Source organism: Pseudanabaena sp. PCC 9330, from assembly GCF_055795045.1.
Window position 1 is genome coordinate 68339 of sequence record NZ_JAYFES010000092.1, and the last position, 13428, is coordinate 81766.

15 protein-coding genes are annotated in these 13428 nt (G+C 57.0%); 5 read left to right on the top strand and 10 right to left on the bottom strand.

The genetic code is table 11. The features are described from left to right. Positions 1 to 101 precede the first annotated feature (101 nt). Together AC0QKW_RS09560 and AC0QKW_RS09565 are read left to right on the top strand one after the other, a co-directional pair. On the top strand, positions 102 to 521 hold the full coding sequence (locus tag AC0QKW_RS09560) for a peptide chain release factor 1 (protein WP_473150836.1): 420 nt from the start codon (positions 102 to 104) through the stop codon (positions 519 to 521). 73 nt (positions 522 to 594) lie between these two features. Next, the gene (locus tag AC0QKW_RS09565) at positions 595 to 1515 is read left to right on the top strand and encodes a hypothetical protein (protein ID WP_473150837.1); all 921 of its coding nucleotides are present in this window, start codon (positions 595 to 597) and stop codon (positions 1513 to 1515) included. A gap of 157 nt (positions 1516 to 1672) precedes the next feature. On the opposite strand, the gene AC0QKW_RS09570 is transcribed toward AC0QKW_RS09565, so the two are convergent. The 7 genes from AC0QKW_RS09570 to AC0QKW_RS09600 all read right to left on the bottom strand — a co-directional run bounded on the left by AC0QKW_RS09570 (position 1673) and on the right by AC0QKW_RS09600 (position 6575). Next, positions 1673 to 1981, bottom strand: a complete 309-nt coding sequence (locus AC0QKW_RS09570; protein WP_473150838.1) for an RNA recognition motif domain-containing protein — start codon at positions 1979 to 1981, stop codon at positions 1673 to 1675. A gap of 186 nt (positions 1982 to 2167) precedes the next feature. Further along, positions 2168 to 2470 carry a hypothetical protein gene (locus tag AC0QKW_RS09575; RefSeq protein ID WP_473150839.1) on the bottom strand — a complete coding sequence of 101 codons (303 nt, stop codon included), beginning with the start codon at positions 2468 to 2470 and terminating at the stop codon, positions 2168 to 2170. Then, complete coding sequence (locus tag AC0QKW_RS09580) at positions 2463 to 2798, bottom strand: DUF5615 family PIN-like protein (RefSeq protein ID WP_473150840.1); 336 nt, start codon at positions 2796 to 2798, stop codon at positions 2463 to 2465. Before AC0QKW_RS09580 ends, AC0QKW_RS09575 begins: the two co-directional genes overlap by 8 nt. Further along, positions 2795 to 3019: a DUF433 domain-containing protein gene (locus tag AC0QKW_RS09585; protein ID WP_473150841.1), complete on the bottom strand. Its 225-nt coding sequence runs from the start codon at positions 3017 to 3019 to the stop codon at positions 2795 to 2797. The genes AC0QKW_RS09580 and AC0QKW_RS09585 overlap by 4 nt, the downstream gene beginning before the upstream one ends. A gap of 32 nt (positions 3020 to 3051) precedes the next feature. Further along, the gene (locus AC0QKW_RS09590) at positions 3052 to 3273 is read right to left on the bottom strand and encodes a hypothetical protein (RefSeq protein ID WP_473150842.1); all 222 of its coding nucleotides are present in this window, start codon (positions 3271 to 3273) and stop codon (positions 3052 to 3054) included. Positions 3274 to 3289: 16 nt separating this feature from the next. Continuing rightward, the gene (locus AC0QKW_RS09595; RefSeq protein ID WP_473150843.1) at positions 3290 to 4153 is read right to left on the bottom strand and encodes a restriction endonuclease; all 864 of its coding nucleotides are present in this window, start codon (positions 4151 to 4153) and stop codon (positions 3290 to 3292) included. Positions 4154 to 4202: 49 nt separating this feature from the next. Next, entirely contained in the window at positions 4203 to 6575 is a 2373-nt protein-coding gene (locus AC0QKW_RS09600) for a heavy metal translocating P-type ATPase (protein WP_473150844.1), read from the bottom strand. Positions 6576 to 6841: 266 nt separating this feature from the next. Here AC0QKW_RS09600 and ggpS point away from each other — a divergent pair, with 266 nt between their 5' ends. The 3 genes from ggpS to AC0QKW_RS09615 all read left to right on the top strand — a co-directional run bounded on the left by ggpS (position 6842) and on the right by AC0QKW_RS09615 (position 11546). Beyond that, entirely contained in the window at positions 6842 to 8356 is a 1515-nt protein-coding gene (gene ggpS, locus AC0QKW_RS09605) for a glucosylglycerol-phosphate synthase (protein WP_473150845.1), read from the top strand. A gap of 394 nt (positions 8357 to 8750) precedes the next feature. Then, on the top strand, positions 8751 to 10424 hold the full coding sequence (gene glpD / locus AC0QKW_RS09610; protein WP_473150846.1) for a glycerol-3-phosphate dehydrogenase: 1674 nt from the start codon (positions 8751 to 8753) through the stop codon (positions 10422 to 10424). 132 nt (positions 10425 to 10556) lie between these two features. Further along, positions 10557 to 11546 (top strand): NAD(P)H-dependent glycerol-3-phosphate dehydrogenase, encoded by a 990-nt coding sequence (locus tag AC0QKW_RS09615; RefSeq protein ID WP_473150847.1) that lies wholly within the window; start codon positions 10557 to 10559, stop codon positions 11544 to 11546. Between the two features lie 19 nt (positions 11547 to 11565). Here AC0QKW_RS09615 and AC0QKW_RS09620 read toward each other — a convergent pair whose 3' ends face one another. The 3 genes from AC0QKW_RS09620 to AC0QKW_RS09630 are packed head-to-tail and all read right to left on the bottom strand — an operon-like array spanning position 11566 to position 13069. Next, positions 11566 to 12024 (bottom strand): HNH endonuclease, encoded by a 459-nt coding sequence (locus tag AC0QKW_RS09620; protein WP_473150848.1) that lies wholly within the window; start codon positions 12022 to 12024, stop codon positions 11566 to 11568. Between the two features lie 19 nt (positions 12025 to 12043). Further along, on the bottom strand, positions 12044 to 12472 hold the full coding sequence (locus tag AC0QKW_RS09625) for a hypothetical protein (RefSeq protein WP_473150849.1): 429 nt from the start codon (positions 12470 to 12472) through the stop codon (positions 12044 to 12046). A 12-nt stretch (positions 12473 to 12484) separates the two neighbouring features. Continuing rightward, a complete protein-coding gene (locus AC0QKW_RS09630) occupies positions 12485 to 13069 on the bottom strand; it encodes a hypothetical protein (RefSeq protein ID WP_473150850.1) in 585 nt (194 codons plus the stop codon). Between the last annotated feature and the right edge of the window lie 359 nt (positions 13070 to 13428).

Below are 13428 nucleotides of genomic sequence, written 5' to 3' on the forward strand. Positions count from 1 at the left end.
GGTCTGAAGAAATCTTACGGCGGTCTCAAAACTGGCCTTGTAAAGGCGATCGCAGCAGGCATTCGGCGTAATAATGGGCGTGACCCTTACCCCCAGCGACTATGCGGAACCCTTTTTGGCGGCTAAAGTCGCTGCCCTGGGCAATTTTGCTTCAGGTGGCCCTGGTGACGGTGGCGATCGCCACCGCTGCTGACATTCTGCTGGCCCAGGGGCTAGCTCTACTGCTGGCCAACGTAGGACAAGGCCTGCTGCCCCTCATGCAGCTGCTGTTTATGGTGCTACCTATTGCAGCCGGGTTTGGCGTTGGTGCCTTGGCTTTGACCATTTTAGAGCGGTGGTTTACCAGTATATACATTGACACTGGCGTGCTGTGGGCGCTGGTGCCCTGCATTGCCCTGGTGCTGTTTGCCAAGGGGTTTTTACCCATTCCGGCAGCTCTGGCAACCATGTCTTACCCGGTGATCGTGGGAGTACTGCTGGGCATTTTTGTGGTGGGTAAACGCCACTGGCGACGCTGGTAGCAGCACAATCTACCGGGGCAGGCTAAGGGGGCATTACGACAGACGCGCATATTTATAAAGTTGCAGAACTGGTATGAAAACGATTCTAAACAGCCTTTTAGTCGGCAGCTTGCTCAGCCTGGGGCTTCCGGCCCTGGCCGACAACCCCCGCCTTGAGATCGACTACGACACCCCTGGGCTCGACAATGCGGCCATTGAGCAGGGGCCAATTCGCGTGGTGGCGAGCTACACCCCCATCGACTACCAGGCCGACGAAGTTGGCAACAATCTCCAATACCAGCTCTTTTATAACGGCGAGCTCAAGCTCTCGGTGGAAGACACCGCCGCCATGTTTGCAGGCATTGATCTGATCGACCTCGACCAGAACGGCACCCCCGAGGTGGTGGTGCAAACTTTTACCGGCGGTGCCCACTGCTGCATGGCCTACACCACCTATGCCTGGCAAGACGACCAGTTCACTCCCATCTACTTCACCTACCTCGACGGCGGCGGTGGCGAATTTAAGGACCTCAACGGCGACGGGCGCATGGAGTTTGTCACCCTCGACAATGCCTTTTTCTACAGCTTTAGCTCCTACGCTGGGTCGTACCCGCCCACGGTGGTGCTCACCTACGACAATGGCGAGTACCGCGATGCCACCCCCGAGTTCACCAACTATCTCGAAGACACAGCTGCCGGAATGCGCTTCACCGTAGAAGACCCAGAGTTTGCCGATCGCGGCGACAAAAACGGTGTGTTAGCGGGCTATGTAGCCCAAAATATTCGCCTGGGGCGCTATCGCGAAGCCTGGCAGTTTATGCTGGCCCACTACGATCGCAATGACTTCTGGGGTACAGAAACCTATAACGAGGAGGGCGAACTGGTGCAGGAATATCCTGACTTTCCTTCGGCTCTCTATGCCTTTTTGAAAGAGTTGGGCTATCTGGATGCCAACGGCAGACCCCAGCCCACGGTCGATCGCTCTCCAGTGGTGGACGATCGCGAGAGTTTCTAGGTGTTCATTGGGCCAACGCTCCAACTCTCTAGAGAGAATCTCCAGTCGAGGAAAGCCCTGGCATTGGCCAACAGAATTGCCGAGAGCGCAAAAAAGGGTAGGTCGCTATGACCTACCCTTTCCATTATTTGGCTCTGATCGAGCTGGCTAAACTAGCCTAGAAGCCGGTGCGACGGTAGTTGCCGCCGTTGCCGCCGCCAGCGCCCGCACTGCTGCGAGCATCGTCGCGGGGGCGGGCTTTGTTGACCCGCAGTTCGCGGCCCATCCACTCGGCCCCATCAAGAGCTTCGATGATGCTGTCTTCTTGGGCTTCTGCGGCCATATCGACAAAGGCAAAGCCGCGAGGACGACCGGTTTCGCGATCGGTGGGCAGGCTCACCCGCTTCACGTCGCCGTATTCTGCAAACACCCGCTCTAGATCGTCGCGGGTGACATCGTAGGACAGGTTACCAACATAGAGTGACATAAGCTTGTCTCCTTACTGTGCAAGTGCAGTGAGTCAACGGAGACGAAGCTGTATCGGAAATCAGAAATGAAATGAAACAAGCGAAATCTACCGAAAACTAACCTCCAATATTTTAACACCGCAATTTGCCGGTCGAAAGCTGTGCAGTTGTGTTCTCATGGTTCGGCGGGGATCACGATTTACTGGTCAAATTGATCCAGCACTCAGAATGGCTATCCGCCAATTCATCAGGGTTTTGGCTATTTGCAGGTCGCGATCGCGCCGCCCGCCCAGCCCAATAGATTGGGTGGTGACCTCGAAGAGGTAGTCGGCGATTGTCTCGATCTCTGCACCCTCCTTCAGCAGGCTAAACACCTGAGGCAGGTAGGCATCGTACTCATCTCGCGCCCCCGGAATACCCGCCACCCCAATGGGGTCCCACAGGTAGTGCAGCACCTCGTCAGTCCTGCGATAAAGCTCTTCCTCGGGAGAGGATAGGCTTCTATCCATTAATTTCTACCAACGTTTCGCCGGATGCTAAAAGTTCTAGTGCTCTCGGCAACATCGTGCCTAAAATCTCACGCAGCCGCAGGTTGGAGGTATTGCCACAGGTCAGCCATATGATTTGGGGCGGTGGGCCAAGGCGCTCAACCAGATCAACAAAGTCACTGTCTTTGGTTACGACGATGGCTTGCTGTGATCTCGCTGCCTCAAAGATTTCGAGATCTTCTGCATCCCTGAGGCCGAGGTCTCGTAGGGCGATCGCTTCAAGGCCAAGGGTACTCGTAATCCAGGTTGCGATCGCAGGTGATAGCTGAGCATCTACCCAGATGGTCATGCTACCAATACCGGATGGTTGAGCTTCCGCGAAGCATACATCAGAGCAGCTTTGAGATCATCTGCTTCCAGGTCTGGCATCTCTTCTAATATCTCTTCCGCACTCAGACCCGATGCAAACAGATCAAGCACATCTGACACTCGGATTCGCATACCTCTAATGCAGGGACGACCACCACACTGCCTAGGGTTAACCGTAATTCTGGCAAGTAGTTCAGTCATTATGGTTAGGCTCTATGGTTTTTGCTGTATCCCTAAGTGGCAGTTTGAGCAGCCAGCATGGCGTTCGTGTGAGTAAACATGCGATCTAGCTCAGCAATTTCATCAGGTGTGAGTTGATCAGCCTTTTTCTTTTCTAAAAGGCTCTCCATTCGCAGCGAAAGAGACTCACTGAATTCGAACAGACTCCAATTGCCAACCTTTTCAAGCTGAATTTCATGAATTAAAGACGATGGTTTACTAAGCGCTTTAAACATGGCGACATCCCTCTAGCTAAATCTTCTGGAACCAGGCAGTATCGATGTCAACTGACTCTATCATTGTTATTTTTACCCCAAGCCCTAACTCTTTTAATCTTTGGACCAACTGCTCGCCATCTATTAAATCGATTGGCGGTGCCCCGTCTCTTGTTGCTTCTTTGATCGCGTCTCTAGTAAATGTCCCAGTTGTTATAAATAATCCTTTATCAGTTCTTCCCTGCATTGCTCCGCGAAAATCACGAATCTGACTTGCTGTGACTGATCCTTGATAACGCTTGCATTGAAAAAGGACGTGGAAGCTTAAAAAGCCATTAATACGAGCAATTCCAACTCCATCAATTCCCCCGTCCCCAGATTTCCCTGTAACTTGAACTTGAATAAAACCTGATTCACGTAATAGACGCTGGGCCAAACGCTCAAATGCTGATGGATCAAGAGATAGCAATGTCCTGTGAAGCTGTTGATGCCACGCAATCTCTTCAAAAGCTTCGAGAGGGTCAATAGCCTCTCCTGCGTCTGAACTCAAAGTTTCTGTCTTGTTTTTATCCGCTTCTCGAACTACTCTTACAATCTCTCTGGGATCTAGCGTATTAGGATTTATGCTTGTCTCAGCCAAAGACCAAACGCCACGTGCTGAGTTCTGTAAAAGGCCATATTTCTTTAGATAAGTCCGGCTCCATGCAAGGCGATATTCGACCTCATTCTGCGAGGTATTCCCGTGAGTGATTTCAAGAACCTTATCTGAGATATTAAGTAATTCAACTACTTTTTCATAGATTTCCTCGATTGTGCCAGAACCGCCTAAGGCCTGGAGGGCTTGAATCGTGGGCAGAAGCATTGAGTCGAAAGTTGGGACTGGCGAGGATGGTCGTTTCATGCCAAAACTAATTTAACAAAGGCAATTCTGTTGTTGATTGAGAGCTAGTTTAGGCATGTCCTCGTCGTAATAGCAGTGAATTAACGACCACCGCTACTGAGCTAAAAGCCATCATGCCGCCTGCGGCAGCGGGACTGAGGCTGACTCCGGCGGTGGGTAGCAGCACCCCTGCGGCCAGGGGGATTGCCACCAGGTTGTAGGCAAAAGCCCAGGCCAGGTTTTGGCGAATTTTATTGAACGTCGCGCGGCTGAGGGTGAGGGTGTCGAGCAGGGCCGAGAGTTGGTCGCCCATGAGAATCACATCGGCGGTTTCCATGGCGATGTCAGTGCCAGAGTGCAGGCTGATGCCCACATCGGCTTGGGCCAGGGCGGGGGCATCGTTGATGCCATCACCGACCAGGGCGACGGTGCGGCCACTGTCTTGGAGCTGGCAAATCGCGTCTACCTTACCCTGGGGGGAGACTTCGGCGGTGATCTGGTCGGGTGTGAGGTTGAGCTGGGATGCGATCGCACCCGCCACTTCCTTTCTATCGCCCGTCAGCACCCGCACCTGTAGCCCTTGGTCTTGCAGATCTTTGACCACGGCGGCGGCATCGGGGCGCAGTTGGTCTGCGATCGCCACCAAGCCCACCACCGCATCTCCCAGGGCCACGTACACCACCGTCTGCCCTGCTTGCGCCAGCGCCTTCGCCCGGTCTTGCACATCGGCATCGAGCACCAGTTCTCGCTGGGTCATCCACTGCTGGTTGCCCAGGGCGCAGGGCTGCACGGTGCCCTGCCAGGTGACTTGGGCGGCAACGCCGAGGCCGGGTTGGGTATCAAACTCATTGGCTTTCAGCAGGTCGAGGTCTCGCTCGGTCGCCGCCCGGTGAATCGCCTTGGCCAGGGGGTGCTGGGTGCCGCTTTCGACCGTGGCGGCGAGTTGCACAATGTCGGCCTCGCTCAGGTCATCCGTCAGGGAATGAACCTCGGTGACGGCGGGCTGGCCCAGGGTGAGGGTGCCCGTCTTGTCGAACACCACCGTGTCGAGGTGGGAAATGGTTTCGAGGCTGTCGCCGCCGCGCAGCAGCAGGCCGCGCTCGGCCCCCAGGCCCGAGCCGACGAGGATGGCGGTGGGGGTAGCGAGGCCCAGGGCGCAGGGGCAGGCGACGACCATGACGGCGATCGCCAGTTTCAGACTCACCAGCAGCGTTGAGGATGTCATCGTCATGGTGTGGCCCATGTGGGCCATGCCCAGGGCCGAGTCCATCACGCTAGGCCAGTGGGCCAGGCCAATAAAATACCAAAAGCAAAAGGTCAGCGCCGCCAGGCTCAGCACCCCGTAGGTGAAATAGCCTGAGATCACATCCGCCAGCCGCTGGATCGGGGCCTTGCGGCTCTGGGCTGTCTCCACCAGGCGAATCATTTGGGCCAGCACAGTGTTTTGGCCGGTGCCGGTGACTTGCAGGGCGATCGCACCGCTTTGATTAACAGTTCCTGCCGTCACAGAGCTACCGGGCTGCTTCAGTACCGGCATCGACTCTCCCGTCAGCATCGACTCATCCACGGTGCTCTGGCCCGAGACCAGGGTGCCGTCGGCGGGGATTTTTTCGCCGGGCAGCACCTGCACCCATTCCCCCACCTGCACACAGCGAGCGGGCACTTCCACCCCGGTTTGGGCCACCCCGGCGGTAGCGGGGTCAGAGATCAGTCGGGCCAGGTTGGGTTGTAGGTCTATCAGCGATCGCAGCGCATCCGCCGCCCGATACCGCGCTCGCTGCTCTAGGGTGCGACCCAGCAAAATAAACGCCAGCAGCATCACCGGCTCGTCAAAAAAGCACTCCCAGCCCAGCCCAGGAAACACCAGCGCCACCACGCTGGCCAGGTAGGCGCTGCCGCTGCCCAGGGCCACCAGGGTATTCATGTTGGGCGCGCCTCGGCGAATGCCCGCCCAGCCGTCAGTCAAAATTTCTCGGGCTGGAAATGCCAGCGTCACCGTGGCCAAGATGGCGTGGAACCACAGGTCGCTGAGAACGGGAATCGTCAGCCAGCCAAAGTGGTGCAGATGGCCAATGGTGGAGAGAACAAGGAGGGCGATCGCCACCCCTAGCCGCTGCCCCTGCTGCTGTTGTTCTTCGCGCTTGGCCGCCACCCAGGCCGTCAGGTCGTCACCATCGCCGTCGCTGGTTCTTGGCGTCGCCGCAAAGCCCGCCTGGGCTACCTGCTCCGCTAGCTGATCCGCCGTCACTGCTCCGGTCTCGGTTTCGACCACCGCTACCTCGGTTACCAGGTTGACCGTGGCCGATCGCACCCCCGCCACCTGATTCAGCCGATTTTCTACAGCCCGCACGCACCCGGCGCACTTCATGCCGCTGACGTTGAGCACCACAGTGGTGTTGGTAGCCAATGGGGCAGAGGCAGCCTGGGGAGAAAGAACGGGCATAGCAAATACTCGTTAAGCAGCGATAAGCCTAGCCTACCAAGCCCATCGGAGATATAGCGCCCTCCACAGACCGACTTAACATCCCAGCCAGAACCCTGCCCAAATCTGTGCATCTATCCATAGATATAGAGATATGCCTCTGGGTAGATGCCCCTATCTCCATCTATAGGTACGTTTGTAACGTACTGTGACAGCCCCCTTTGGAGTTTGCAAAGCAGCCATCCCGCGCCCAGTGCCCGGAGCCACGAAACCAGGAGTAACGAACGATGAAATCTTCCCTAGTAATTCTTTATCATCGCGAACCCTACGACGAGGTCGTTGAAAACGGCAAAACCGTCTACCGCGAGAAAAAAAGCCCCAACGGCATTGTGCCGACCCTAAAGAGCTTTTTTGCCAATGCCGACAGCAGCACCTGGGTAGCCTGGAAGCAGGTCGCCGAAGACAAACAGGAAAGCTTCGATGACCGAGTCACCATGGAAGGCTGGAGCGATCGCGCCGTCATCCGCCGCATCCCCCTCACCGCCGAGCGGGTCAAAGATTTTTACTACATCACCGCCAAAGAGGCGATCTGGCCCATCCTCCACTCTTTTCCCGAGCACTTCACCTACGAAAGCTCTGACTGGGAAAACTTTCAGTACATCAATAAATTGTTTGCCGAAGCCGCCTGCGAAGAGGCTGCCGACGACGCCCTGATCTGGATTCACGACTACAACCTGTGGCTGACGCCCTTCTACATTCGGCAAAAAATGCCCAACGTGAAGATCGCCTTCTTCCACCACACCCCCTTCCCCGCCGCCGACGTGTTCAATATTCTGCACTGGCGCGAGGCGATCATCGACAGCCTGCTGTGCTGCGACCTCTGCGGCTTCCACATTCCCCGCTACGTTGAGAATTTTGTCTCCGCCGCCCGCAGCCTGCGCGACGTCAAGCTGGTCGAGCGCAAGCCCGTGCCCGAGGCCTTTACCCCCTTTGGCACCGCCCTGGCCGAGCCCGACATGACCACCAAGCTGGAATATAAAGGCCGTATTGTAAATGTGGATGCCTTCCCCGTGGGCACCAACCCCGGCTACATTCACGAGATGGTCAACAAGCCCTCCGTACAAAAGCGCATCACCGAGATTCGCAACGACCTGGGTGACAACAAGATCATTGTCTCGGCGGGCCGGGTTGACTACGTCAAAGGCGCGAAGGAAATGCTGCTTTGCTTTGAGCGCCTGCTGGAGCGCCGCCCCGAGCTGCGCGGCAAGGTCAATTTGATCATGACTGCGGTCAAAGCCGCCGCCGGTATGCGGGTCTACAAAACCGCCCAGAGCGAGATCGAGCAGCTGGTCGGCCAGATCAACGGCAAATACTCCACCCTCGGCTGGAACGCCATCACGCTCTTTACCGAGCCGATTCCCTTTGACGACCTGATGGCACTGTACAAAACCGCCGACATCGCCTGGATTCCACCCCTGCGCGACGGCCTCAACCTGGTGGCGAAAGAATACATCGCCGCCCACGGCGGCGAAAACGGCGTGCTGGTGCTCTCCGAATTCACCGGCTCGGCGGTGGAGCTGCCCGACGCCGTGCTCACCAACCCCTACTCCGACCAAAAAATGGACGAGTGCATCGACGTGGCCCTGGCCATGCCCCCCGAGGAGCAAAAGCGCCGCATGGCGAATATGCACAGAGCCATCACCCGCTACGACGTGCAGCAGTGGGCCAACCACATGTTCCGCGAGGCCAATGCGGTCGATATCGTGGAGCCTGAGGCAGAGAAGGAACTGGCGATCGCCTAGTCTGCCCCACCCCACCCAGTCGGGAATTTACTAAGCCTTCCCCTCCTTGGAGAGGATGTAAGTGCCCCCTTGGGTAGCAACTCGGCTAGACAATTCCTCATGATGAGCCCCCACTGCCCCCCTTAAAAGGGGGGCAGGCCCCCGTAGGGTGTCCCTTGCGCCCCAAACCGATACGCTAGGCTAAAGCCAGATTCCAGGGTTCTTGCTCAGATTTATCGTCAAATGGCCTAGCTGATTGCAGAACCCTAGGATCTGTGGCTGCGATCGCCCCTTTTCCGACAAAAACCCAACCATATCTCTCTGGCTCAGTCATGGGTGGAAGGTGGCCACACCCTACGATCATCCACCCCATCACCCACCTACCCCAACTCCCACACTCCAATCCCCAAGATTCATGCGTAACCTCCAAACCCTCACCACCCAACCCTTCGACCTGATCGTCATCGGCGGCGGCATCAACGGTGCGGCCACGGCACGAGATGCCGCCCTGCGCGGGTTACGGACAATCTTGCTAGAGAAGAACGACTTTGCCGGAGGCACCACCAGCTGGTCGAGCCGCCTGATTCACGGCGGGCTGCGGTATTTGGAATATTTTGAGTTCAACCTGGTGCGCGAGTCGCTCCACGAGCGCGAGGTGCTGCTGCGCACCGCCCCTCACCTGGCCAAGCCGATCCAAATGACGATTCCGATCTACCGCAGCGGGTCGCGCAGCTACCGCATCATTCAGGTGGGGCTGGTGCTCTACGATGTGCTCAGCTACGACAAGTCGCTACCCAACCACCGCATGCTATCGCGCAACAGCACCCGGCAGCTCTACCGCGCCATCGATGCCGACGAGCTAGCGGGGGCGGGGCAGTACTACGATGGCCAAGCCGAGCACGCCGAGCGCCTGTGCCTAGAAAATATTCTGGATGCTGACCAGGCGGGAGCTACGGTGCTCAACTATGCCCAGGTCGAAGACATTCACATGGGGGGCGATCGCATTACGGGCCTGACCTGCCGCGATCTGCTCAGCGACGCCACCTTTGAGGTCAAAACCCACGCCCAAACCCTGGTGGTCAATACCTCTGGTCCCTGGGTCGATGCGGTGTGCGGCCTCAGCGAGTCGCCCGTGAGCACAGGCCGCAAGATCGGCGGCACCAAGGGCAGCCACATTATTGTCGACCCCTTTCCCGGTGCGCCCGACTCGGCGTTTTATGTCGAGGCCAAGTCCGACGGGCGGCCCTTTTTCATCATTCCCTGGCTGGGCCAGTACCTGATTGGCACCACCGACGAGCGCTACGAAGGGCCGTTGGACAATATTAAGGCCGACGACAGCGAGATTGATTATCTGCTCAAAGAGACCAATGCGGTGCTGCCCGCCGCCCGCCTCAGCCGTGAGGATGTGCGCTTTACCTACGCCGGAGTGCGCCCCCTGCCCTACGCCGAGGGCAAAAAGGCGGCCAGCATTACCCGCGCCCACATTCTCCACGACCACAGCAAAGAGGGGGCCACCAACCTGATTTCGCTGATTGGCGGCAAGCTCACCACCCACCGCCAGGTGGGCGAAGAGTTTGTCAATGCGGCCTTTCGCAAGCGCGGTGAGGCGGTGCCAGTCTGCCCGACCCACACTCGGCCCCTGCCCGGTGCGATTTTGATGGATGATGCCAGGGTGGCCCAGTGGTGCGATCGCTACACCCCCCAGATCTCGCCCCAAACCGTCGAACACCTGCTGGGCCTCTACGGGGCTCGTACCGCCGATGTGCTGGCCCTGGTAGACGAGTCGCCAGAGCTGGCCCAGCCCATTGTCGCCGGGCTCCACGACATTCAGGCCCAGATTGTGTTTGCCGTGCGTGATGAGATGGCCCACACCTTTGTAGACATTCTGCGCCGCCGCACCACCGTCGCCATGCACCACAACTACGGCTTTGATGCCCTGCCGGTGGTGGCCCAGGTGCTGCGCGAGCACTGCGGCTGGAGCGAGGAACGATGCGATCGCAACATCCGCGCCTACCACCAGTTTATGGCCGACAACTGCATCCCCAACTACGCCCTGACCCAAGAGAGTGTCTCGCTGCAAACGGCCTAGATCTCTATCCCCTCCTGGGAGGGGCAGGGGTGGGTCAATCTAAACCGTGGACCCACCCCGCCCTTCGGGCACCCCCCCAGGAGGGGAGGATAGTCTCCCCATCTCCCCACCCCACCATCCCCCTACCCCACCATGCTCGCCACCCCACCCCTCACCGAAATCTTCGAGACCTACAAACATCGCCAGATCACCCTCACTATCCTCGGCTCTGGGGCCTGGGGTAGCGCCCTGGCCTACATTGCCAACAGCAACGGCCACACCGTGCGGATGTGGTCGCGCAGCGGCGATCTTTCCCTGGAAGACGCCGTTGCTGGGGCGGAGGTAATCATGTCGGCGATTTCGATGAAAGGGGTGCCAGATCTGGTGCAGCGGCTCAAGGGGTTGAATATTCCTGAGACGACAATATTTGTGACCGCCACAAAGGGTCTGGATCCTGAAACCACCCTGACCCCATCAGTGATTTTTCAGCGGGCGTTTCCGCACCATGCGGTGGCGGTGCTTTCTGGCCCTAACCTGTCTAAAGAGATCGAGGTGGGGCTGCCCGCCGCCACGGTGATCGCCTGCGAAAACGAGACCGCCGCTGAGGCGGTGCAGCACGTGTTTGCCGGAGAAAACTTTCGCACCTACCGCAGCACCGACCCCCTAGGGGCCGAGCTAGGCGGCACATTAAAGAACGTGATTGCGATCGCCGTTGGGGTCTGCGAAGGGCTAAAGCTGGGCTCAAACGCGCGATCGGCCCTGATCACCCGCGCCCTGCCCGAGGTGATGCGCATTGGCACCCACCTCGGCGGCCAGCCCGAAACCTTTTTGGGACTCTCGGGCCTGGGCGACATGCTCGCCACCTGCACCAGCGTGCTCAGCCGCAACTATCGGGTTGGCTATGGGTTAGCCGAGGGCAAATCCTTAGAGCAAATTCTAGAAGAACTGGGCAGCACCGCCGAGGGGGTCAACACCGCCTACGTGCTCCACGACATTGCCCAGCGAGAAGGCATTTCGGTGCCGATCTCCCAGCAGGTTTATCTGTTGCTCAAGGGCGACATCTCCGCTGAAGAAGCCGTTGCCGCCCTCATGGAGCGCAAGCTTAAGGCCGAAGACTATCAGGAAGTCTTACAAGGTGAGTGAGGGCGATCGCAGCCATCGCTCACTGCCTCTGCCGGAGCGTTTTTAGGAGATGCCTGGGCCGGGCAAAGACGACATCTTCGTACTGATCTGGGTGGCGAGTAAATATGTAATGCTCATACTCGTACCAATGCCGCTCGCCCTTTTCTTGATTGCACTGATAGCAGATCACCCACAGGTTTCTAAAGTCGAGCGACAGCCAGGGATATTGAGCTCGGGGTAATTTGTGGTCAATGCTTCTGCCATTGTCGCGGCTAAACTCAACGCCGCAAATCGGGCAGTGGCGATCGGAATTGTTGCGCACCCAGGTGCGGCTTTCTTCGGTTGTGCCGCATTCACTGTCGCCGTTGATGTAGCGCCAGTGGTCAAAGCGGCGATAGTTGTCAAAATCTTGCTGGGTCAGTTTGTGGTACCGACGGTTGCCGACCCGGTTGGCCAGCGCAAACAGGTCTTTGAGGGTTTTATCAGTCTCAGGAGCCATAGCACCAACTACTCACTGCCTATCGTTTTCGAGATTTCGCTGGCTTTCGCTTAGATCTGGGTCGTGGCGACCTGCTATAGTCCACCATCTCAGGTTCTGAATCGGGAAAATGCTGATCGATCTGTTCAGAAATGGCGCTTACCTCAGCTTGAAAGGTTTTTTCAAAGGCGGCTATTTCCTCAGGAGTTTGATATTTTTTGCCGATCTGATCAGCCCTTAAAAAGAGGTCTTCCAAGGTGGGCTCGTCTGAGTCAGAGGACGCCAGAATGTCATTGATTTTTTGATAGAGCTCAATGACGTTATCCCAGCCGACGTTGCGGTAGCCGTTGGTCTTGAGCCAGGTTTGATCGGCCTTGGGGAGTTTCTGTTTGCGATCGCTGTTAGAGCGCTGCACCTCGCGATAGGTCATGCCGCTAAACAGACGTTGCTTACGTTTTTGGCTTGCCATAGCGATCGCCCTCTACCCTAGTGTCCAGCGAAATAGGCGAATGACAGCCTTGCGCAGCTCGCTGTCTTCGTACTGCAACAGCATTTTGGTATCGCGGGCCAGCCGCAGCCGAATTTGATCGACAATATTTTTGAGTTCTTTATTGTCGCGCTTGAGCTGATCGTTAGCCTCAACGAGCCCATCGTTTTGGGTGGTGAGCGTCTGCACCTTTGAGCTGAGCTTTTGGTTTTGGGCCGCCAGTTGCGTCACTTGAGCCTCTAGGGCCTGTTGCTCGTCAGATAGCAATCCCTTACGACTTTTCAGGGTTTCGTTTTCTTTCTCCAGAGCAGCAATTGACGTTTCTATCTGCTGATACTCTGCCTGTAGTCGCGCCAGCTTCTTTTCTGCCTGACTACGACGTTGGCCGTAGTACCGATTGTTCTGGGAGAGTTCATTATTTTTCTCAACAAAAGACTCCACTAGTTTCTCGGCACTGGCGTAGTTGCTGAGCAGCATTAACAGGTTTTCGCAATCCTCTAAACTCAGCGACTGGCTGAGATTTTTATTGATGCCGTATTTCTCTTTGAGAACGGTCTGGAGCTGGTTCTTTGAGGTCACCTGGCTTGTCCTTTCGCAAGTCCTAGGGTTTAGTCTACCCAGCAGGGGCCGGGCTACTCCAGAATTGCTCAAGGGTCAGACATAATTTCACAGAGTCTGCTCCGGCAGCGTTGGCTCCGCCACCCTGACTTGCTCAGGCGGTTCTCCTTATACAACAGTGTCAAGCTCAGGCCTAACGATAGGGGTGATATCGAGATGAGGGCGTCATCCACTGCGCCTAGTTTCGTTGTTATAGACACGATTCTTGCAAACAAGTTAGAGTGGTGCTGAGAGCCGGTTATATTGGGTTCTGCTGTCGCGCCACCCAACCTACGCAGTAGCAAGTATTTCACCGGTTTAGTCAGCCAATCAGGGCAGGT